This window comes from Massilia sp. DWR3-1-1, from assembly GCF_049898325.1.
GTDB lineage: Bacteria > Pseudomonadota > Gammaproteobacteria > Burkholderiales > Burkholderiaceae_D > JAFCUW01.
In genome coordinates, this window is the sequence record NZ_JAFCXL010000003.1 from 248,555 (window position 1) to 269,874 (window position 21,320).

At 63.3% G+C, this 21,320-nt stretch carries 22 protein-coding genes; 17 read left to right on the forward strand and 5 right to left on the reverse strand.

Features of this window, described 5'->3' with window-relative positions; genetic code table 11:
* Nucleotides 1–27 precede the first annotated feature (27 nt).
* Entirely contained in the window at nucleotides 28–507 is a 480-nt protein-coding gene (locus tag ACP7EY_RS05250; RefSeq protein WP_426191184.1) for an arsenate reductase ArsC, read from the reverse strand.
* 197 nt (nucleotides 508–704) lie between these two features.
* On the opposite strand from ACP7EY_RS05250, the gene ACP7EY_RS05255 reads away from it, so the two are divergent.
* From ACP7EY_RS05255 to ACP7EY_RS05270, 4 genes are all read left to right on the forward strand, one after another.
* On the forward strand, nucleotides 705–1,055 hold the full coding sequence (locus ACP7EY_RS05255; protein ID WP_426191186.1) for an ArsR/SmtB family transcription factor: 351 nt from the start codon (nucleotides 705–707) through the stop codon (nucleotides 1,053–1,055).
* An 88-nt stretch (nucleotides 1,056–1,143) separates the two neighbouring features.
* Nucleotides 1,144–2,424 (forward strand): arsenic transporter, encoded by a 1,281-nt coding sequence (locus tag ACP7EY_RS05260; RefSeq protein ID WP_426191188.1) that lies wholly within the window; start codon nucleotides 1,144–1,146, stop codon nucleotides 2,422–2,424.
* A gap of 13 nt (nucleotides 2,425–2,437) precedes the next feature.
* Nucleotides 2,438–3,154: an arsenical resistance protein ArsH gene (arsH, locus tag ACP7EY_RS05265; RefSeq protein ID WP_426191244.1), complete on the forward strand. Its 717-nt coding sequence runs from the start codon at nucleotides 2,438–2,440 to the stop codon at nucleotides 3,152–3,154.
* A gap of 137 nt (nucleotides 3,155–3,291) precedes the next feature.
* Complete coding sequence (locus tag ACP7EY_RS05270; RefSeq protein WP_426191190.1) at nucleotides 3,292–3,705, forward strand: PRC-barrel domain-containing protein; 414 nt, start codon at nucleotides 3,292–3,294, stop codon at nucleotides 3,703–3,705.
* 33 nt (nucleotides 3,706–3,738) lie between these two features.
* Here the strand turns inward: ACP7EY_RS05270 and sixA are convergent, their stop codons facing one another.
* Both sixA and ppk1 read right to left on the reverse strand, forming a co-directional pair.
* A complete protein-coding gene (gene sixA, locus ACP7EY_RS05275) occupies nucleotides 3,739–4,197 on the reverse strand; it encodes a phosphohistidine phosphatase SixA (RefSeq protein WP_426191192.1) in 459 nt (152 codons plus the stop codon).
* Between the two features lie 31 nt (nucleotides 4,198–4,228).
* On the reverse strand, nucleotides 4,229–6,319 hold the full coding sequence (ppk1, locus tag ACP7EY_RS05280) for a polyphosphate kinase 1 (RefSeq protein ID WP_426191194.1): 2,091 nt from the start codon (nucleotides 6,317–6,319) through the stop codon (nucleotides 4,229–4,231).
* Between the two features lie 231 nt (nucleotides 6,320–6,550).
* Between ppk1 and pstS the strand changes: the two genes are divergently transcribed.
* The 9 genes from pstS to ACP7EY_RS05325 all read left to right on the forward strand — a co-directional run bounded on the left by pstS (nucleotide 6,551) and on the right by ACP7EY_RS05325 (nucleotide 14,563).
* A complete protein-coding gene (gene pstS, locus ACP7EY_RS05285; RefSeq protein WP_426191196.1) occupies nucleotides 6,551–7,594 on the forward strand; it encodes a phosphate ABC transporter substrate-binding protein PstS in 1,044 nt (347 codons plus the stop codon).
* Nucleotides 7,595–7,715: 121 nt separating this feature from the next.
* On the forward strand, nucleotides 7,716–8,696 hold the full coding sequence (pstC, locus tag ACP7EY_RS05290) for a phosphate ABC transporter permease subunit PstC (RefSeq protein ID WP_426191246.1): 981 nt from the start codon (nucleotides 7,716–7,718) through the stop codon (nucleotides 8,694–8,696).
* Nucleotides 8,693–9,565 (forward strand): phosphate ABC transporter permease PstA, encoded by an 873-nt coding sequence (gene pstA, locus ACP7EY_RS05295; RefSeq protein ID WP_426191198.1) that lies wholly within the window; start codon nucleotides 8,693–8,695, stop codon nucleotides 9,563–9,565. Before pstC ends, pstA begins: the two co-directional genes overlap by 4 nt.
* A 25-nt stretch (nucleotides 9,566–9,590) precedes the next feature.
* Nucleotides 9,591–10,376 carry a phosphate ABC transporter ATP-binding protein PstB gene (gene pstB, locus ACP7EY_RS05300; protein WP_426191248.1) on the forward strand — a complete coding sequence of 262 codons (786 nt, stop codon included), beginning with the start codon at nucleotides 9,591–9,593 and terminating at the stop codon, nucleotides 10,374–10,376.
* Between the two features lie 44 nt (nucleotides 10,377–10,420).
* Nucleotides 10,421–11,125, forward strand: a complete 705-nt coding sequence (gene phoU, locus ACP7EY_RS05305) for a phosphate signaling complex protein PhoU (RefSeq protein WP_426191200.1) — start codon at nucleotides 10,421–10,423, stop codon at nucleotides 11,123–11,125.
* 39 nt (nucleotides 11,126–11,164) lie between these two features.
* The gene (locus tag ACP7EY_RS05310) at nucleotides 11,165–11,866 is read left to right on the forward strand and encodes a response regulator (protein ID WP_426191202.1); all 702 of its coding nucleotides are present in this window, start codon (nucleotides 11,165–11,167) and stop codon (nucleotides 11,864–11,866) included.
* Nucleotides 11,866–13,146 (forward strand): phosphate regulon sensor histidine kinase PhoR, encoded by a 1,281-nt coding sequence (gene phoR, locus ACP7EY_RS05315; RefSeq protein WP_426191204.1) that lies wholly within the window; start codon nucleotides 11,866–11,868, stop codon nucleotides 13,144–13,146. The genes ACP7EY_RS05310 and phoR overlap by 1 nt, the downstream gene beginning before the upstream one ends.
* Nucleotides 13,147–13,204: 58 nt before the next feature.
* Nucleotides 13,205–14,122 (forward strand): patatin-like phospholipase family protein, encoded by a 918-nt coding sequence (locus ACP7EY_RS05320; protein ID WP_426191206.1) that lies wholly within the window; start codon nucleotides 13,205–13,207, stop codon nucleotides 14,120–14,122.
* Nucleotides 14,123–14,155: 33 nt separating this feature from the next.
* Nucleotides 14,156–14,563 carry a GlcG/HbpS family heme-binding protein gene (locus ACP7EY_RS05325; RefSeq protein WP_426191208.1) on the forward strand — a complete coding sequence of 136 codons (408 nt, stop codon included), beginning with the start codon at nucleotides 14,156–14,158 and terminating at the stop codon, nucleotides 14,561–14,563.
* 50 nt (nucleotides 14,564–14,613) lie between these two features.
* Here the strand turns inward: ACP7EY_RS05325 and ACP7EY_RS05330 are convergent, their stop codons facing one another.
* A complete protein-coding gene (locus tag ACP7EY_RS05330) occupies nucleotides 14,614–15,030 on the reverse strand; it encodes a hypothetical protein (RefSeq protein ID WP_426191210.1) in 417 nt (138 codons plus the stop codon).
* Nucleotides 15,031–15,291: 261 nt separating this feature from the next.
* Here ACP7EY_RS05330 and carA point away from each other — a divergent pair, with 261 nt between their 5' ends.
* The 4 genes from carA to ACP7EY_RS05350 all read left to right on the forward strand — a co-directional run bounded on the left by carA (nucleotide 15,292) and on the right by ACP7EY_RS05350 (nucleotide 20,771).
* Complete coding sequence (gene carA, locus ACP7EY_RS05335) at nucleotides 15,292–16,473, forward strand: glutamine-hydrolyzing carbamoyl-phosphate synthase small subunit (RefSeq protein WP_426191212.1); 1,182 nt, start codon at nucleotides 15,292–15,294, stop codon at nucleotides 16,471–16,473.
* A gap of 1 nt (nucleotide 16,474) precedes the next feature.
* A complete protein-coding gene (carB, locus tag ACP7EY_RS05340) occupies nucleotides 16,475–19,705 on the forward strand; it encodes a carbamoyl-phosphate synthase large subunit (protein WP_426191214.1) in 3,231 nt (1,076 codons plus the stop codon).
* Between the two features lie 131 nt (nucleotides 19,706–19,836).
* A complete protein-coding gene (greA, locus tag ACP7EY_RS05345; RefSeq protein WP_426191216.1) occupies nucleotides 19,837–20,316 on the forward strand; it encodes a transcription elongation factor GreA in 480 nt (159 codons plus the stop codon).
* Nucleotides 20,317–20,321: 5 nt separating this feature from the next.
* The gene (locus tag ACP7EY_RS05350; protein WP_426191218.1) at nucleotides 20,322–20,771 is read left to right on the forward strand and encodes a DUF4149 domain-containing protein; all 450 of its coding nucleotides are present in this window, start codon (nucleotides 20,322–20,324) and stop codon (nucleotides 20,769–20,771) included.
* Nucleotides 20,772–20,833: 62 nt separating this feature from the next.
* On the opposite strand, the gene ACP7EY_RS05355 is transcribed toward ACP7EY_RS05350, so the two are convergent.
* Nucleotides 20,834–21,304 (reverse strand): YhbY family RNA-binding protein, encoded by a 471-nt coding sequence (locus ACP7EY_RS05355; protein ID WP_426191220.1) that lies wholly within the window; start codon nucleotides 21,302–21,304, stop codon nucleotides 20,834–20,836.
* Nucleotides 21,305–21,320: the final 16 nt, after the last annotated feature.

Genomic DNA, 21,320 nt, shown 5'->3' on the forward strand with positions numbered 1-21,320 from the left:
GTCTCCCAAATGAGGTGCTGTGCGGCATTAAGGCATCAGGGTGCCGATGCGGTCCAGTTCTGCTTTCAGACGTGCACGGTCCTCTTGCAGTTCGGCCAGCGGCAGGGCCAGCAAGGCTTCGATCCGGCAGCGAAGAATGCGGTAGGCGAGCATGAACTGGGCGTCGATCTGCTCGTCTGATCCGGTGGCGTGGGCGGGATCCTCCACCCCCCAATGGGTGCGCAGCACGGGGCCCAGGTAGGCGGGGCAGGTTTCGCCGGCGGCGCTCGAGCACACGGTGATGACGATGTCTGGCGCGGCCGGCAGGTGGTCCCATGATTTGCTGACATAGCCTTGCGTCGCAATACCTTCACGGGCCAGCAGGGCCAGCGAGCGCGGATGCACGTAGCCGGCTGGCTGGCTGCCGGCGCTCATGGCCTTCCAGCCGGCCGGGGCCAGGTGATTGAAAGTCGCTTCGCCCAGGATCGAGCGGCAGGAATTGCCGGTGCAAAGAAATAAAACATTCATCGGTGTGTCCTCAGTGGTGAATCGGAACGTGCAGCAGGGGTGCGGTAGAACGCCGATACAATTCTACACTACTAGAATTATGGAAGTGTTGGAAAAATTTGTTGCTGCGATTGGCATGCAGGGTCTCGCTGCCAATTCTCGCAATAATTTTATACTTCCAGTACAATCGAAGTATTGCCTCGCCTTCAGGAGTTTTTATGGATACATCACAAGCGCTGGTCGCTCTTGCCGCCCTGGCCCAGGAGTCGCGCCTGGCGGTTTTTCGTCTGCTCGTCCAGGCAGGACCGCACGGCGGCATCGCCGCCACGAAAATCGCGGAGGCGCTGTGCATCCCGGGGTCGTCGCTATCGTTCCACCTCAAGGAGCTGACCCACGCCAACCTGGTGACTGCGCTGCAGGACGGCCGCTTCATCATTTACACGGCGCAGTTCGATACGATGAACGCCCTGTTGGGCTTTCTGAGCGAAAACTGCTGCAACGGCCTCGCCTGTACGCCAGGGCCGCTCGAGTGCCTTGCGTCGCCGCCAAAAGCGTCCGACGAAGGGTAAGCCTGGCTCGCCGGCATGTGCCGGCTGATCGTCTCTGTTTCTGCTCAGACGCCCGCTCGCCTTCTCCTCAAACAATTAAAGGACTGCCGTGTTGATCGCTTTTCTGATTTTTCTTGCCACGCTCATCCTGGTGATCTGGCAGCCCCGCGGGCTGGGCATCGGCTGGAGCGCCGCCGCCGGCGCCGCGCTGGCACTGCTGGCCGGCGTGATCGGGGTCGCCGACATTCCCGTCGTGTGGCACATCGTCTGGAATGCCACCGGCACCTTTGTCGCCGTCATCATCATCAGCCTGCTGCTCGACAAGGCCGGCTTGTTTGAATGGGCGGCCCTGCACGTGGCGCGCTGGGGGGGCGGCAGCGGCAAGCGCCTGTTCGCGCTGCTGGTGTTGCTGGGGGCGGCCGTGGCCGCGCTGTTTGCCAACGACGGCGCCGCCCTGATCCTCACCCCGATCGTCATCGCCATGCTGCGCGAACTGAAGTTTTCCGCCAAAGCGACGCTGGCCTTCGTCATGGCGGCCGGCTTCATCGCCGACACGGCCAGCCTGCCGCTGGTGGTGTCGAACCTGGTGAACATTGTGTCGGCCGGCTATTTTCAGATCGGTTTTGCCCGCTACGCCGCCGTCATGGCGCCCGTCAACCTGGTGGCGGTGGCGGCCAGCCTGGGCGTGCTGATGTGGTTCTTCCGCAAGGACATCCCGGCCGACTACGCGATGACGCAGCTCAAGGCGCCGGCCGCGGCGATTGTCGACCGCGCCACCTTCATGACGGGCTGGTGGGTGCTGGGCTTGCTGCTGGTGGGTTTTTTCTGGCTCGAGCGGCATGGCGTTCCCATCAGTGTGGTGGCCGCCGCCGGTGCGCTGCTGCTGTGGATCGTCGCCGCGCGCGGCCACCAGATTGCGACGCGCGAGGTGATCCGCAACGCCCCCTGGCAGGTGGTGATTTTCTCGCTGGGCATGTACCTGGTGGTGTATGGCTTGCGCAACGCCGGCCTGACCGGCTACCTGACGGTGCTGCTCGAAGCCTGCGCCGCCCACGGCGTGTGGGGCGCGGCGCTGGGCACGGGGCTGATCACGGCGCTGCTGTCGTCGATCATGAACAATATGCCCACGGTGCTGATCGGCGCCTTGTCGATCGACGCCACCAGCACCCAGGGCGCGGTGCGCGAAGCGATGATCTACGCCAACGTCATCGGCAGCGACCTGGGCCCGAAAATCACTCCCATCGGCAGCCTGGCGACCCTGCTCTGGCTGCACGTACTGGACACCAAGGGCATCCGCATCGGCTGGGGCATGTACTTTCGCGTGGGCATCGTGCTGACCTTGCCTGTGCTGTTGATCACCTTGGCGGCGCTGGCGCTGCGACTGTCCTGACGGAGACATGAAGATGGAAAAAATTGCCGATTTGCCCAATATCGATGCAGCCCTGCTCGAGCTGCCCACCGCCGCGCTCTTCGTGTCGCCGAGCGCGATCACGCACCCGCCCCGCATCCTGCTGTTGTATGGCTCGCTGCGCGAGCGTTCGTTCAGCCGCTTCCTGACGGAAGAGGCGGCCCGCATCCTGGTGCACCTGGGCGCCGAGGTGACCATTTTCGACCCGCGCGACTTGCCCATGACGGGCAGCGTGCCCGAGGACCATCCGAAGGTGGTCGAGTTGCGCGAGCTGTTCCTGTGGTCGGAAGGGCAGGTGTGGTGCAGCCCGGAACGGCACGGCGCCGTCACCGCCGTGATGAAGAACCAGATCGATGCGATTCCCCTGGAAATGGGCGCGATCCGCCCCAGCCAGGGCCGCACGCTGGCCGTCATGCAGGTGTGCGGCGGCTCGCAGTCGTTCAACGTGGTCAACGCGCTGCGCCTGCTGGGGCGCTGGATGCGCATGTTCACCATCCCGAACCAGTCCTCGGTGCCGATGGCCTACAAGCAATTCGACGAGCAGGGCCGCATGCGGCCCTCGGCTTATTACGACCGGGTGGTGGACGTGATGGAAGAGTTGTTCAAGATGACGCTGCTGCTGCGCGGCAGCAGCGCCTACCTGACCGACCGCTACAGCGAGCGCAATGAGCGGGCGCGGCGCGCCATCGACCGCCAGATCAGCCAGCTCTAGCTCCCGTGACGGCATCGGCTCACTATTGATCTAGATCATACCCGCCCTGGTTTCCGCTATTAGGCTGGTTTTTCGGGCTGCCTTGGCCAAGGGGCCACGGCGGCAGGGAAGACTGTTCAATTGAGGGGAGACCAAGCATGAACCACACCGAACGCGATCCGTATGGCATGTACAAATCACACCGGGGCAGCGCCGGACCCGGCCCGCGCCTGATGGGCGCCGACACCCTGATCGGCGACGATGTTCTCAACCGCATGGGTGAGAACCTGGGCGACATCAAGGAAATCATGATCGACATGCAAAGTGGCAAGGTGGCGTATGCCGTGCTGTCCTTCGGTGGCCTGCTGGGCATCGGCGAAAAACTGTTCGCCGTACCCTGGCAGGCACTGCAGCTCGACACGGCCAACAAGTGTTTTACGCTCGATGTGTCGAAAGACCAGCTCAAGGGCGCACCCGGTTTTGACCCGGCTGCCTGGCCGGACATGGAAGACGTGCAGTGGCAAAACGATGTCAGCGCGTTCTACGGCACGGCCACGGGCGTGCGCCATTGAGGCGAGGGCGGGGCCGGCCACGCCGTTCCGCCCTTACTTGCCGGCCAGTTCGGCCGTCAACACCGCCTTCAAATAAATACTGTCGGGGTCTTTCGGCTCGCGCTGGACGATCCACCAGGCGCTGCCTTTTTTCATTTCCCAGTACTGGGGCTGGCCGCACAGCAGCAGGGCTGCGACCTGGCCCAGCGTGGGCTGGTGCCCCACCACCAGCACCGGCTCGCGGCTGTTGGGCCAGTTGGCCGCCTGCAGCACCGCTTCGGGCGAGGCGTCCGGCGCCAGCGCATTGACCACCTTGAACTTGCGGCCCAGCGGTTCGACCGTCTGCAGGGTGCGCACGGCGGGGCTGACGAGGATCTTGCACCCTTCGGGCAACTGCGAATCGAGCCACTCGGCCATGCGGCGCGCTTGTTTCTGGCCCTTCGGGGTGAGGATGCGCGCCATGTCCGGCGCGCTGTCTTCGGCTTCGGCGTGGCGCCACAAGATCAAGTCCATGCTGTTCTCCCCAGGTAAAGACGCTACAGTATCAGGTATCGATGCTGCTCTCGGTGCTGCCGAGTAAGTCCATCAGGTAGCGCTGCGCCGAAAACTCGTTCTGGCGCGCGCGCGTGCGGCGGCGGTGATAATTGCCGTCGGCGTCGAGCTCCCAGGCGTTGGAGTTGTCTTTCAGGTAGGGGTTCAATCCTTCCGTGATGACGCGGCGCTTGAGCGCCTTGTCGAGCACGGGAAAGGCCACCTCGATGCGGCGGAACAGGTTGCGGCTCATCCAGTCGGCGCTGGCCAGGTGCACATCGTGCGCGAGGTCGTTGCGGAAATAATAAATCCGGCTGTGCTCGAGGAAGCGGCCGATGATCGAGCGTACCCGGATATTCTCCGACAGGCCCGGCACGCCCGGGCGCAAGGTACAGGCGCCGCGCACGATCAGGTCGATCTTGACGCCGTCGTGGGAGGCAGCGTAGAGGGCGCGGATGAGCGACTCGTCGACCATGGCGTTGACCTTGACGATGATGCGCCCCTGGCGGCCCGCCTTGGCGATGCGCGCCTCGTTGCGGATCGCCTTGACCAGTTCGCTCTGGAGGGCGAACGGCGCCAGCCACAGGTGCGTCAGTTTATGGGGCTTGGTCAGGCTGGTCAGGTGGATGAACACTTCGTTGACTTCGGCGCCCATCTGCCGGTTGGCGGTGAGCAAACCAAAATCGGTGTACAGGCGGGTGGTGGTGAGGTGGTAGTTGCCGGTGCCCAGGTGGGCGTAGTAGCGCAGCCCCTCGGCTTCGCGGCGGATCACCAGGGCCACCTTGGCGTGGGTTTTCAGGCCGACCACGCCGTACACGACCTGGGCGCCGGCCTGTTCGAGCTTGTCGGCCCAGTTGATGTTCGCCTCTTCGTCGAAGCGCGCCTTTAGTTCGACGATGACGATGACTTCCTTGCCGCGCCGCGCCGCCGTGACGAGCGCTTCCATCAGGTCCGAATCCATGCCGGTGCGGTAAATGGTCTGCTTGATGGCCACCACCTGCGGGTCGTTGGCGGCCACGCAGATGAAATCGATGACGGGCTGGAACGACTGGAACGGGTGGTGCAGCAGGATGTCGTGGCGGCTCATCTGCTCGAAAATGTCGAGATTGGCCATTTTCGGCGGCATGCCGGGAATGAAGGGTGTAAAGCGCAGGGCGGGCTGGCGCACCTGGTTGATCATTTCCGCCAGGCGCACCAGGTTGACGGGGCCGTCGACGGGGTAGAGGCGGCTCGGTGACAGATTGAACTGGTCGAGCAGGAACTGCGACAGCTCGTCCGGGCAGTTCTTGGCCACTTCGAGCCGCACGGCCGTGCCGAACTGCCGGCCTTGCAATTCGCCCTTCAAGGCCTGGCGCAGGTTTTTCACTTCGCCCTCGTCGACCCACAGGTCGCTGTCGCGGGTGACCCGGAACTGCGAATAGGCCAGCACGTCGCGACCGGTGAACATCTCGTCCATGTGGGCGTGGATGACGGAGCTGAGCAGGCAGAACGACTGGCCGCCGCCGCGCGTGAGGTGCTCGGGCAGTTCGATCACGCGGGGCAGCACGCGCGGCGCCTTGACGATGGCAATCGCGGTGCCCCGGCCGAACGCATCCTTGCCCGACAGCGAAACGATGAAATTGAGACTTTTATTGCTGACCTGGGGGAAGGGGTGGGCGGGATCGAGCCCGATCGGGGTCAGCAGGGGCCGCACCTGCTGGTCGAAATATTGCTTGACCCAGGCCCGCTGCGCCTCGTTGCGGTCGTTGTGGCGCACCAGGTGCACGCCGCGCTGGCGCAGTTGCGGCAGCACTTCCGTGTTGAGGATGTCGTACTGTTGCTTGACCAGCGCGTGGCACTCGGCGCCGATGCGCTCGAACATGACGGCCAGCGCCGGGTCCGGATGCAGGGCGTCCTGGGCCAGCAGGCTGGCCATGCGCACTTCGAAAAATTCATCGAGGTTGTTGCTGACAATGCACAGATAACGGAGCCGCTCGAGCAGCGGCAGGCGCTTGTCCTCCGCCTGCGCCAGCACGCGGCGGTTGAACATCAGCAGTGAGACCTCGCGGTCGAGGAATATGACAGGTTTCGGCAGTACGACTGGCGGTGGGGCTTTGGAAGTCATTGGCGGGGCGGCGCGTGCTCAATTTATCAACAGCCCATTCTATCGGTTAAATATGACAAAGGCGTGACCTCGATGAATCGGGTGCTGCGGCGCCTGCCTGCTACCCAACTGGGATATCATAGGCGCGCAGCAATTATTTCAACAAGTTTGGTCTTGTCATAAACGTGTCATATTCGGGCGGTAGACTGCGCAGCATTCACCCGTCCTACCATCCACCCCAAAGGAATTGATATGCGCATGAAACAGCTGTTCGCCTCGATGTTGATCGGTTCTGCCACCATCTTCACCTCGTCCGCCACCCTGGCCGCCGACATGACCGGCGCCGGCGCGACGTTCCCGTATCCGATCTACGCCAAGTGGGCGGAAATGTACAAGAAAAGCACCGGCAACGGCCTGAACTACCAATCGGTGGGCTCGGGTGCCGGCATCAAGCAGATCAAGGCCAAGACGGTCGACTTCGGCGCCTCCGACATGCCTTTGCCAGCAGCTGAACTCGATGCCGACGGCCTCGTGCAATTTCCCGCCATCATGGGCGGCGTGGTCACCGTGGTCAACCTGGACGGCATCGCCCCCGGCGCCATGAAGCTGACGGGCCAGGTCGTCGGTGACATCTACCTGGGCAAGATCACCAAGTGGAATGCCCCGGAAATCGTCGCCTTGAATCCTGGCATGAAGCTGCCAGCCGACGACATCACCGTGGTGCACCGCGCCGACGGTTCGGGCACGTCCTTCCTGTTCACCGACTTCCTGTCGAAAACCAATCCTGAGTTCAAGACCAAGATCGGTTCCGGCACCGCCGTCAAATGGGCACTGGGCCTGGGCGGCAAGGGCAACGATGGCGTCGCCGCCAACGTGCAGCGCATCAAGGGTTCGATTGGCTACGTCGAGTGGGCTTATGCCAAGAAAAACAAGATGTCGCACACCCAGCTGAAAAACAAGGACGGCGTGTTCCTGCAGCCGGACGACGACAACTTCAAGGCCGCCGCCGCCAGCGCCGAGTGGACCAAGACCCCCGGCTTCGCCGTCGTGCTGACGGACGCGGGCGGCAAGCAAAGCTGGCCGATCACGGGCGTGTCCTACATCCTGATGCACAAGTCGCAAGCTGACGGCGCCAAGGGCAAGGAAGTGTTGAAATTCTTTGACTGGGCCTACAAGAACGGCACCGCTGCCGCTGCTGAACTGGACTACGTGCCAATGCCAGCAAGCGTCACCAAGCTGGTCGAAGACAGCTGGAAAGCCAACCTGAAAGATGCATCGGGCAAGGCAATCTGGTAATCGATTTACCTAGTTAGACAACTTCGCGACCGCACCGTTTGCCCATAAAGCAGGCGGTGCGGTTGCGAGCACATAAAGACTCTTCCCCATGAGTGCGAATTCTCCAGCAGCCCTGGCTGACATGCAGGCGACCGAACCTTCGGTCAGCCATGCCGCGATGGTTTCGACCATGCGCAAGCAGCGCATGCAAGATTTCCTGTTCCATAAAGTCACGATGCTGTTTGCCGCATCGGTCTTGCTGGTGCTAATCGGCATCATCGTGTCACTGATTATCGGCGCCATCCCCGCCTTCCGCGAATTCGGCCCCGGCTTCATTACCCGCGTCGAATGGGACCCCGTCAACGACCAGTATGGCGCCTTGATCGCCATCACGGGCACCCTGGTCACCTCTTTCATTGCCCTGCTGATCGCCTTTCCCATCAGCTTCGGCATTGCCCTGTTTCTCACGGAAATTTGCCCCGTCTGGCTGCGCCGGCCGATGGGCACCGCCGTCGAACTGCTCGCCGGCGTGCCTTCCATCATCTACGGCATGTGGGGCCTGTTCGTGTTCGCGCCCCTGTTCGGCGACTACGTGCAACCGTTTCTCAAGCAGACGCTGGGCGCGCTGCCCATCATCGGCAAGCTGTTTTCCGGCCCCACCATGGGCATGGGCATCCTCACCGCCGGCCTGATCCTGGCGGTCATGATCATCCCCTTCATCTCCTCCGTCATGCGCGACGTGTTTGAAATCGTGCCGGCCGTGCTCAAGGAATCGGCCTACGGCCTGGGCTGCACCAAGTGGGAAGTGGTGCGCAAGATCGTGCTGCCTTACACCAAGACGGGCGTGGTGGGCGGCGTCATGCTGGGCTTGGGCCGCGCGCTGGGCGAGACCATGGCCGTCACCTTTGTGATCGGCAATGCGAATACCCTGTCCTGGTCGCTGTTCTCGGCCGGCAATTCGATCTCCTCGACGCTGGCCAATGAATTCGCCGAGGCCTCCAATCCGCTGCACGTGTCGTCCCTGTTCGCGCTGGCGCTGATCCTGTTCGCCATCACCTTTATCGTCCTGTCCGCCGCCAAGCTGATGCTGGCCGGTATGTCCCGCAAGGAGGGCATTCAATGAACCCGGCCATGACCCACGCCGCCAACAACCCCGTGTACCGGCGCCGCCTGCTGCGCCACCGCATCGGCATCGCCCTGTCCGTGTTTGCCATGTCGCTCGGCCTGGCCGTGCTCACCTGGATCCTGATCACCCTGCTGATCAAGGGTTTCGGTGGCTTGACCGCGACCATCCTGACGAACGACACGCCGGCCCCGGCCAGCGAAGGTGGCGGCTTGCGCAATGCCATCTTCGGCAGCCTGATGATGGTGACCCTGTCGACGGCGATCAGCACGCCGATCGGCATTTTCGCCGGCATGTACCTGGCCGAATTTGGCGAGCGCAACAAGTTTGCCAATGTCACCCGTTTCGTCACCGACATCATGCTGTCGGCGCCGTCGATCGTCATCGGCCTGTTCGTGTACGCGCTCTACGTGGCCCAGGTCAAGCACTTTTCGGGCTGGGCCGGCACCATCGCCCTGTCGCTCATCGCCGTGCCGGTGGTGGTGCGCACGACCGACAATATGCTGCGGCTGGTGCCCAACAGCCTGCTCGAAGCGGCCTTTGCGCTGGGCGCGCCGCGCTGGAAGGTGGCCACCATGGTGCGCCTGCGCGCCGTCAAGGCGGGTGTGGTCACGGGCGTGCTGCTGGCGCTGGCGCGTATTTCCGGCGAGACGGCGCCCCTGCTGTTCACGGCCCTCAACAACCAGTTCTTCAGCTCCGACATGAACGCGCCGCTGGCCAACCTGCCGGTGGTGATCTACGGCTTCGCCATGAGCCCGTACGACAACTGGCGCAATCTGGCCTGGGCCGGGGCGCTGATCGTCACCTTCAGCGTGCTGCTGCTCAATATTCTGTCGCGCACCGTATTCAGCCAAAAAACGCCGAATTGATCGAAAGACTCACATGACACTGCCTATGCCTACCGCGATTCCCACCGTCAGCCCACGCGCCAAGACCATCGAGATCTCGGGCCTGAATTTTTTCTACGGTAAGGCCCAGAGCCTCACCAACGTCAACCTCGACATCCACGAGAAGCAGGTGACGGCCTTCATCGGCCCGTCCGGCTGCGGCAAGTCGACCTTGCTGCGCACCTTGAACCGGATGTACGATTTGTACCCGGGCCAGCGTGCCGAAGGGTCGATCATGTACCGGGGCCACAACATTCTCGATGCGGACCAGGACGTCAACATGTTGCGCGCCAAGGTGGGCATGGTTTTTCAGAAGCCGACGCCGTTTCCCATGTCAATCTATGACAACATTGCCTTTGGCGTGCGCCTGTACGAAAACCTGTCGAAAGGCGAAATGGACGAGCGCGTCGAATGGGCCCTGAAAAAAGCCGCCCTGTGGAACGAAGCGAAGGACAAGCTCAGTAAAAGCGGCCTGTCGCTGTCGGGCGGCCAGCAGCAGCGCCTGTGCATCGCCCGCGGCGTCGCCGTCAAGCCCGATGTGCTGCTGCTCGACGAGCCCACCTCGGCGCTCGACCCCATCTCGACGGCCAAGGTGGAAGAACTGATCAGCGAACTCAAGCAGGATTACACGATTGCCATCGTCACCCACAATATGCAGCAGGCGGCCCGCTGTTCGGACTACACGGCGTATATGTATCTTGGAGAACTGGTGGAATTCGGCGAGACGGACCAGTTGTTCATGAATCCGGCCCGTAAGGAAACCCAGGACTACATCACCGGCCGCTTCGGCTGATCACGCGCAGAACACGCACCATACCAATACGACGGAGAGCAGCAATGATAGGCGAGCATTCATCCAAACAATACGACAACGAACTCGAAGCGATCCGCTCGAAAGTTCTGCTGATGGGCGGCATCGTTGAAACCCAGTTCACGGACGCCATGAACTGTTTCCGCGTGGGCGACATCGAGCAGTCCGACCGCGTGATCGGCGAGGACGATGCCGTCAACCAGTTGGAAGTGTCGCTCGACGATGCCTGCAGCCACCTGATCGTGCGCCGCCAGCCCGCCGCCAACGACCTGCGCACCGTGATGGCCACCATCAAGGTGATTACCGACCTTGAGCGCATCGGCGACGAGGCGGCAAAAATCGCCCGCATGAGCAAGTCGCTGCACACGCGCGGCGTGGTCGGCATCAATCACTTTGAAACGGTGCGCTCGATCGCCGGCCTGACCTCGGACATGCTGCACGACGCGCTCGACGCCTTCGCCCGCCTCGACGGCAAGCAGGCGATGGCGCTGATCGCCCAGGACGAGATCATCGACCACGAATTTCGCGCCATCATGCGCACCCTGATCACGTTCATGATGGAAGACCCGCGCACCATTTCGTCCGCCCTCGACACCCTGTGGGTGGCCAAGGCGATCGAGCGGATCGGCGACCATGCGAAAAATATCGCCGAATACGTCATTTATGTCGTCGAGGGCAAGGATATCCGCCACTCGAAACCCTCGGCGTCCGCGCTGGGCACGGGGGTGTAAGCGGCAATGGCAAGCGCGATCTCAAGTACGGAACGGGCAATGGTGCGCGAGCTTGCCCATGATGCGACAACGGTATTGATCGTTGAGGACGAGCCGGCGATTATCGAACTGGTTAAATTTTCCCTGCGCGAAGCGGCCTGGGAACTGGTGGCCGTGCAAAGCTGCGCCGAAGCCTGGGAGTTTCTGGCCGGCCACACGCCCAAGCTGATCCTGCTCGACTGGATGCTGCCCGACCAGACCGGACTGCGCCTGCTGGCGCGTATCCGCGCCGACCGGAATTTTCAAAAAATCCCCGTCATCATGCTCACCGCCAAGAGCATGGAAGAGGACAAGATCGCCGGCCTGAACAATGGCGCCGACGATTACGTGACCAAGCCGTTTTCGCCCCGCGAATTGCTGGCGCGCGTCAAAGCCTTGATGCGCCGCAATGCGCCCGAGCTGGCCGAGCAGTCGCTGCGGGTGGGCACGGTGCTGCTCGATCCGGTCAGCAATAGCGTGTCGATCAGCGGCGAACGCATCGACATCGGCCAGGCCGAATTCAAGCTGCTCAAATTCTTGATGGCCCATCCGGAGCGGGTATTTTCGCGCAGCCAGCTGCTCGACAAGGTGTGGGGCAACCACGCCGTGATCGAAGAGCGCACCGTCGACGTCCACGTGCTGCGCCTGCGCAAGGCCCTCAAGGACGCCGAAGGCCTGGTGCGCACGGTGCGCAGTGTTGGTTACATGTTGTCGGAAAAATAATGAATCCTCGGCTGCTGTTCTGGGTGCCCGCCTTGTTGCGCCTGCTGATGTTATTGGGCCTGGCCGGCCTGGCCTGGTCGATGGCGGGGGTGGTGGCCGGCCTGTCGGTGGCGGTGCTGCTGCTGCTGTTCCAGATCCTGCTGCAGCTGTCGTACCTGCAGCAACTGAGCAACTGGCTCGACGATTTCAACAGCGCCAAGCTGCCCGACGGCTGGGGCGCCTGGACCGATGTGTTTTCGCGCCTGTACCGCCTGCGCCGCGACGACGAGCGCAGCCAGGCCGAACTGACCGAGTGGCTGGCCCGCTTTCGCCAGGCGATGCACCTGCTGCCCGACGGCGTGGCCATCATGGACGACGTCCTGTTTCTCGAGTGGTGCAACCCGGCCGCCGAGCGCCACCTGGGCCTGACGCTCGCGCGCGACAAGGGTATGCGCGTGACCAACCTGGTGCGCCATCCCGACTTCATCGATTACATCGTGCTGGGGCGCTACGAGCAGCCGCTCACGCTGTCCCTGCGCGACCGCAAGCTGATCGTGCAGATCATCCCGTTTGAAAACCGCCGCCAGATCCTCGTCACCCACGACGCCACCGAGTCGGCCCGCATCGAGGAAATGCGCCGCGATTTCATCGCCAACGCCTCGCACGAATTGCGCACGCCCCTGACCGTGATCGTCGGTTTCCTGGAAATCGCTTCGACCACGCCGGACCTGGACGTGGCCAGCCGCCAGGCCCACCTGAAGCTGATGACGGAGCAGGGCCACCGCATGCAGCGGCTGATCGAGGACATGCTGACCTTGTCGCGGCTCGAATCGGTCGACTACCCGCTGCGGCCGGAACCGGTGGCGGTGAAGGCGGTGATCGAGGATGTGCTGGAGGAGGCGAGGGCGCTGTCGGGCGGCCAGCATGCCATCAGCGCCAGCATCGAGGGACCCGACGTGGTGGGCAGCGCCGACGAGTTGCGCAGCGCCTTTGCCAACCTGGCCTCGAACGCGGTGCGCTACACGGCGCCCGGCGGCGCGGTGCAATTGCGCTGGCGCGACATGCCCGAGGGGCCGCAGTTTTCCGTCACCGATACGGGCATCGGCATCGACCAGCTGCATATCGCCCGCCTCACCGAGCGCTTCTACCGCGTCGACAAGAGCCGCTCGCGCGAGACCCAGGGCACCGGGCTGGGGCTGGCCATCGTCAAGCACGTGCTGCTGCGGCACCGGGCCAGCCTGAGCATCCATTCGGAGCCGGGCAAGGGCAGCACTTTCACGGTGATGTTCCCGAAACGTTAATCGGCAGGGGCGTCGCCCCTACGCTACAATTACAGGCTGATCCACACTCGAACAGCCAATGACTTCACGCCGTCTCTCCCTGCTCGCCGTCGGCGCCCTGTTGCTGGCCGGTTGCCGCGCCAGCGCCCCGTTGGTGCCGGACACGCCGCTGGCCGTGGCCCCGCCCGCCGTCCTCGCACCACCCCGTAAAATCAAGATTGGCCTGGCCCTGGGCGGCGGCGCCGCGCGCGGCTTCGCCCACATCGGCGTCATCAAGGCCCTCGAAGCGCAAGGCATCTATGCCGACATCGTCGTCGGCACCAGCGCCGGCAGCGTGGTGGGCGCCCTGTACGCGGCCGGCAACAACGGTTTCGCCCTGCAGCGGGTGGCCATGGAGATGGACGAGGCGACCATTTCCGACTGGGCCATTCCCCTGTTCGGCAAGGTGTCCGGGGTGCTCAAGGGCGACGCCCTGCAGAATTACGTCAACAAGGCGGTGCGCAACGCGCCCATGGAGAAGCTGAAAATCCCGTTCGGCGCCGTCGCCACCGACCTCAACAGTGGTCAGCCCATCCTGTTCCAGCGGGGTAATACCGGCCAGGCCGTGCGCGCCTCATCGAGCGTGCCCAGCGTGTTCCAGCCCGTGAAAATCGGCAACCGCACCTATGTCGACGGCGGCCTGGTGGCGCCCGTGCCGGTGCGCTTCGCCCGCGAGATGGGGGCCGATTTCATCATCGCCGTGAATATCTCGACGCAAACGGACAGCCAAGCAACGCTCAGCTCGCTGGAAGTGCTGATGCAGACCTTCAGCATCATGGGCCAGCGCCTGAACCACTACGAACTGAAAGACGCCGACATTGTCATTACCCCCAGCCTGGGCAGCATGGGCGGCGGCGATTTCAATGCGCGCAACCTGGCCATCCTGGCCGGCGAGCAGGCGGCCGCGGCCGTCATGCCGCAACTCAAGGCCAAGCTCAAGGCCCGCCAACAACCGTAATAACGTTTTTTTCTTTTTACTCAAGGACCTGGCATGAAAACCAAACCCGTACTGACCCTCGACGACGCCAAGAAAATCGCCGCTGCCTGTGAAGCCGAAGCGAACGCCCACAACTGGGCCGTGGTGATTGCCATCGTCGACGACGGCGGCCACCTGATCTGGCTGCAGCGGCTGGACGGCGTGGCGCCGATTTCCTCCCACATCGGGCCGGCCAAGGCAAGAACGGCGGCGCTGGGCTGCCGTGAAAGCAAAATCTACGAAGACATCATCAACAACGGCCGCGTGTCCTTCCTGTCGGCGCCGGAACTCGAAGGCATGCTCGAGGGCGGCGTGCCCATCATGGTCGACGGCCAGTGCGTGGGCGCGGTGGGTGTGTCGGGCGTGAAATCGGCGGAAGATGCGCAGGTCGCCAAGGCGGGCATCGCCGCCCTGGGCCTGTAAATGCCCATTGCGATACGGTATTAATTCAATTTAATTAATTCTGTATCGCATTACCGGGCGTGAATGTCGGCGCTCTCGGGCATCGAATCGGGCGCGCCGCTGCGCACCAGCCAGGCTTGCAGATTGGTCATGTCGCGCACCAGGATTTCGCTGCCTTCGACAAAGCCGATCTGCACCACGCTGTCGGCGGGGCAGGTGACTTTGTTGACCGTGGGCGCCTGCTCGACCATCCGGCTGTAGGCCTTGAAGATCTTGTCCTGCCAGGCGTGCAGGGCGGGGTCGCGGAAGCGGTTGTTCTCGAAGTAGAGCGTGACGGTGCGGTCGGCGTTGCCGAAGCCGACCATGCCGGAGCCATTCTTGAGTGCTTCCTTGACCACCTCGACGGCATCAAGGTGCGGCACGAATACGGCGGCCCGCCCGCCCGGAAGGGGGCGTTCCATCGGGGTATCGAAGCCAAATGTCGTCATTGCCTGATTCTCCTGTTGTGACTGGCGTCATGCGCCATCTGCCCCCATTATCTCACGTCCGCTGGCCTACAATGTTACGGCGTGGATTGCCGAAGGCCGCCGCTTGCGCTATAATCCGGAGGTTTAGCCATTCCACATCTACCGTAGCGACGACCCACCATCCCATCATTGCATCGACGTCTGCCCCGAGTGAAACTGGCTCGGCTTGACGGGCGTCGGCCTGACGTGGCGCAGCTACGGTAACTTTATCAGGAGTTACCCTTGCCGCCATTTTTTTCTGGCCCTGCCGTCCCCGCCATCCTGGCGCTTGCCGACGGCACGATCTTTAAAGGGATCGCCATCGGCGCTGCCGGCCACACCACCGGTGAGGTGGTTTTCAATACCGCCATGACCGGCTATCAGGAAATCCTGACCGATCCCAGCTACACCCGCCAGATCGTCACCCTGACCTATCCCCACGTGGGCAACTACGGCATCAATGCCGAAGATGTCGAAGGGTCGAAAGTGCACGCCGCCGGCCTGATCATTCGTGACCTGCCCCTGCTGGCCTCGAACTTCCGCTCCACCCAATCGCTGTCGGACTACCTGAAGGCGGAAAACATCGTCGCCATCGCCGGCATCGATACCCGCAAGCTGACCCGCCTGCTGCGCGAGAAGGGCGCCCAGAGCGGCGCCATCCTCACCGGCACCCAGGGCAACGAGCCGTCGGTGGCGCAGGCGCTCGACCTGGCCCGCTCCTTCCCCGGCCTGGCCGGCATGGACCTGGCCAAGGTGGTCTCGACCAAGGCTGCCTACGAGTGGACCGAGACCGAATGGGTGCTGGGCGAGGGCTACGGCAAGCAGGACGCGCCGCAGTACCACGTGGTGGCGTTCGACTACGGCGTCAAGCGCAACATCCTGCGCATGCTGGCCCAGCGCGGCTGCCGCATCACGGTGCTGCCCGCACAGGCGAGCGCCGCCGACGCGCTGGCCCTGAACCCGGACGGCATCTTCCTCGCCAACGGTCCGGGCGACCCGCAACCGTGCGACTACGCCATCGCCGCCACGGCCGAACTGATCGAACGGGGCATCCCCACCTTCGGCATTTGCCTGGGCCACCAGATCATGGCGCTGGCCTCCGGCGCGACCACCCTGAAGATGAAGTTCGGCCACCACGGCGCCAATCACCCGGTGCAGGACCTCGACTCGAAACAGGTGCTGATCACCTCGCAAAACCACGGTTTCGCCGTTGACGCGGCCACCCTGCCAGCGAACTGCCGCGTGACCCACGTGTCGCTGTTCGACGGCTCGCTGCAGGGCTTTGCCCGCACCGACAAGCCGGCGTTCTGCTTCCAGGGCCACCCTGAAGCCTCGCCCGGCCCGACCGACGTCGCCTACCTGTTTGACCGCTTCATCAGCCTGATGCAAGCGGCGGGTAAAGAACAAAAGCACGAGAGTAAATAATATGCCAAAGCGTAGTGACATTAAAAGCATCCTGATCATTGGCGCCGGCCCGATCATCATCGGCCAGGCCTGCGAATTCGATTACTCCGGGGCGCAAGCCTGCAAGGCGCTGCGCGAAGAAGGCTACAAAGTCATCCTCGTCAACAGCAACCCGGCCACCATCATGACGGACCCGGAGATGGCCGATGTCACCTACATCGAGCCGATCACCTGGAAGGTCGTCGAGAGCATCATCGCCAAGGAGCGTCCCGACGCCATCCTGCCCACCATGGGCGGCCAGACGGCGCTCAATTGCGCGCTCGACCTGCACAACAACGGCATCCTCGCCAAGTACAACGTCGAACTGATCGGCGCTTCGCCCGAAGCGATCGACAAGGCCGAGGACCGCTCCAAGTTCAAGCAGGCGATGACGAAGATCGGCCTCGGTTCGGCCCGCAGCGGCGTCGCTCACAACATGGAAGAATCATGGGTGGTGCAGCGCGAGATGGGTTTTCCGACCATCATCCGGCCCTCGTTCACCATGGGCGGCACCGGCGGCGGCATCGCCTACAACGAAGAAGAATTCGAGACCATCTGCAAGCGCGGCCTGGAAGCGTCGCCCACCACCGAACTGCTGATTGAAGAATCGCTGATCGGCTGGAAAGAGTACGAGATGGAAGTGGTGCGCGACAAGGCGGACAACTGCATCATCATCTGCTCGATCGAAAACCTCGATCCGATGGGCGTGCACACGGGCGACTCGATCACGGTCGCGCCGGCGCAAACGCTGACGGACAAGGAATACCAGATCATGCGCAACGCCTCGCTGGCGGTGCTGCGCGAGATCGGCGTCGACACGGGCGGCTCGAACGTGCAGTTCGCCATCAATCCCGAAGACGGTCGCATGATCGTCATCGAGATGAATCCGCGGGTGTCGCGCTCGTCCGCGCTGGCGTCGAAAGCGACGGGCTTCCCGATCGCCAAGATCGCTGCAAAGCTGGCCGTGGGCTTCACCCTCGACGAGCTGCGCAACGAGATCACGGGCGGCGCCACGCCGGCCAGCTTCGAGCCGGCCATCGATTACGTCGTGGTGAAAATCCCCCGCTTCACGTTTGAAAAATTCCCCACCGCCGACCAGCACCTGACGACCCAAATGAAGTCGGTGGGCGAAGTGATGGCGATCGGCCGCACCTTCCAGGAGTCGTTCCAGAAGGCCCTGCGCGGGCTGGAAGTGGGCGTCGATGGCCTGAACGAAAAAACCCGCGACCGCGAGACGATCGAAGAAGAGCTGGGCGAGCCGGGACCGGAACGCATCTGGTACGTGGGCGACGCCTTCGCCCAGGGCTTCACGCTCGAGGAAGTGCACGCGCTGACCCACATCGATCCGTGGTTCCTGGTGCAGATCAAGGAAATCGTCGACATCGAACTGTGGCTGGACAACCAGCAGCTCGACGCGCTCGACAAGCCCATGCTCTACAAGTTGAAGCAGAAGGGCTTTTCGGACCGCCGCCTGGCCTTCCTGCTGCACGTGACCGACACCGCCGTGCGCGAACGCCGCCACAGCATGGGCATCCGCCCCGTCTATAAACGGGTCGACACCTGCGCCGCCGAATTTGCCACCAACACGGCGTATATGTACTCGACCTACGAGGAAGAGTGCGAATCGAAGCCGACCGACCGCAAGAAGATCATGGTGCTCGGCGGTGGTCCGAACCGCATCGGCCAGGGTATCGAATTCGACTACTGCTGCGTGCACGCGGCGCTGGCGATGCGCGAAGACGGCTACGAGACCATCATGGTCAACTGTAATCCCGAGACCGTTTCGACCGACTACGACACCTCCGACCGCCTGTATTTCGAGTCGCTCACGCTGGAAGACGTGCTCGAAATCGTCGCCCTCGAAAAGCCGGTGGGCGTGATCGTCCAGTACGGCGGCCAGACCCCCTTGAAGCTGGCGCTGGACCTCGAGCGCAACGGCGTGCCCATCATCGGCACCTCGCCCGACATGATCGATGCGGCCGAAGACCGCGAGCGCTTCCAGCAACTGCTGCAAACGCTGGGCCTGCGCCAGCCGCCCAACCGCACCGCGCGCACCGAGCCGGAAGCGCTGGAGCTGGCCAAGGAAATCGGCTATCCGCTGGTGGTGCGTCCTTCGTACGTGCTCGGTGGCCGGGCCATGGAAATCGTCCACGAACAACGCGACCTCGAGCGCTACATGCGCGAAGCGGTCAAGGTGTCGCACGATTCGCCGGTGCTGCTCGACCGCTTCCTCAACGACGCCATCGAGTGCGACGTCGACTGCATCTCCGACGGCGAGACCACCTTCATCGGCGGCGTGATGGAACACATCGAACAGGCGGGCGTGCACTCGGGCGACTCGGCCTGCTCGCTGCCACCGTATTCGCTGTCGCAGGCGACCATCGATGAACTCAAGCGCCAGACCGCCCTGATGGCCAAGGGCCTCAATGTCATCGGCCTGATGAACGTGCAGTTCGCGATTCAGAAACACGAGGTCGACGGCGTGATGGTCGACACCGTGTTCGTGCTCGAAGTGAACCCGCGCGCCTCGCGCACCGTGCCCTTCGTGTCGAAAGCGACCGGCCTGCAACTGGCGAAGATCGCGGCGCGCTGCATGGTCGGGCAAACCCTGGCGCAGCAGGGCATCACCAAGGAGGTGGTGCCGCCGTTCTTCAGCGTCAAGGAAGCGGTGTTCCCGTTCGTCAAATTCCCCGGTGTCGACACCATTCTCGGCCCCGAGATGAAGTCGACCGGTGAAGTGATGGGCGTTGGCATGACGTTCGGCGAAGCGTTCGTCAAGTCGCAGCTGGGCGCCGGCGTCAAGCTGCCCGAATCGGGCAAGGTGTTCCTGTCGGTGAAGGCGTCCGACAAGCCGCGTACCGTGGCGGTGGCGCGCAACCTGGTCGAGCGGGGCTTCCAGCTGGTGGCCACCAAGGGCACCGCGGCCGTCATCGCCGCCGCCGGCATTCCCGTCAGCGCCGTCAACAAGGTGCTCGAGGGGCGTCCGCACATCGTCGACATGATCAAGAATCACGAGATCGCCATGGTGGTCAACACGGTCGAGGAAAAGCGCAGCGCCATCGTCGATTCGCGCGCCATCCGTACCTCGGCGCTGCACGCCCGCGTGGTCACCTACACCACCATCGCCGGCGCGGAAGCGGCCGTCGAGGGCATGCGCCACCTGAACGAGTTGCACGTCTACGATTTACAAGGTCTGCATAAAACCTTAAACTAGGCCGCATGCGGTAGTCCTAAGCTATACTCCTGCTGTACCTCTTGACCACAGAGTTCGCGCGATTTGCGTCGTGCGCCTCTGTGGTTTTCATTTTGGGTCACGCCACTCCTCACACCATAGAAGCACACACCATGAACACATCCGTTCCATTGACCAAATTTGGCGCTGAACTTCTCAAGGAAGAACTGCATCAACTGAAAACCAAAGAGCGCCGCATCGTCATCGACGCCATCTCCGAGGCGCGCTCGCACGGGGATCTGTCCGAAAACGCCGAGTACGACGCCGCCAAGGAGCGCCAGGCCTTCGTCGAAGGGCGCATCGCCGAACTCGAAGGTAAACTGGGCGCCGCCCAGATCATCGATCCGGTCACCCTCGACGCCGAAGGGCGCGTGGTGTTTGCCGCCACGGTCGATCTGGAAGACCTGGAAAACGGCCAGAAAGTGACCTACCAGATCGTCGGCATGGACGAAGCGGACCTGAAGCTGTCGAAGGTGTCGGTGACCTCGCCGATCGCCCGCGCCCTGATCGGCAAGTACGCCGGCGACGTCGTCGAAGTGCAGGCGCCGTCGGGCCCGCGCGAGTACGAAATTCTCGAAGTCAAATACATCTGATCCGCATGGCCCGGCTATTGTCACCCCTGCGCCTGCTGGTGGCCGCCCTGTGGGCCGGCAGCCTGTGGACGATCGGCTACGTGGTGGCGCCCACGCTGTTCCTGTCCTTGCACGACAACGTGCTGGCCGGGACCATCGTCGGCTTCCTGCTGCGCAGCCAGGCGTGGCTGGCAATCGCCTGCGCGCTGCTGCTGTTCGTGTTGGTGGGGCGGGGTGAGCTGGCCCCGGCCCGGCGCAAGTCGGTCCTGTCGATCGTCGGCGCGATGCTCGCCTGCGCCTTGGTGATCTACCTGGGCTTGCAGCCGGTGATGGCGCAGTTGAAGCTCGACGCCGGCGCGGCCGGCCTGGCCGGCACGCCGCAGGGGCGCAGTTTCGGCATGCTGCATGGCCTGTCGCAGCTGTTCTATCTGGTCGAGAGCGTGCTGGCGGGGGCGCTGCTGCTCAAGCTGCGCTGAAAAAAAGCCCTGCGCCGCGGTGAGCGGGGCAGGGCAGACGGTCAGAGGACGCTGGCGTTCGATTAGCGACCGAGGGCGCCTTTTTTCGGGCTGGTCTGGCGCGGCTTGGCGCGCTTGATGGTGCCGCCTTCGGTGACCCGTTCATTTCCTTTGATCATGACCTTGGTGACGCTGGGGCGCTTGGTGCCGCTGGCGCTGGCCTTGACGATGGTCACTTCGCGCATGCCTTTGCCGGCCTTGCTCGAGCGTTCCTTGAGCGCTTCGACTTTCGGGCGGTACACCACCAGCAGCTTGCCGATGTGCTGGACGGGGTGGGCGCCCAGGTCGGTGGTGATTTGCTCGTACATGGCCACGCGCGCTTCGCGGTCATCGCCGGCGACGCGGATCTTGATCAGGCCATGGGAGTCCAGGCTGGCCGAGATTTCCTTCAAGACGGATTCGGTCAGACCCGACTCGCCGATCATGACGACTGGCTTGAGCCCGTGGGCTTCGGCGCGCAGTTCGCTGCGCTCGGCGGGGGTAAGTTTTTGCATATTTTTGGACAAACCT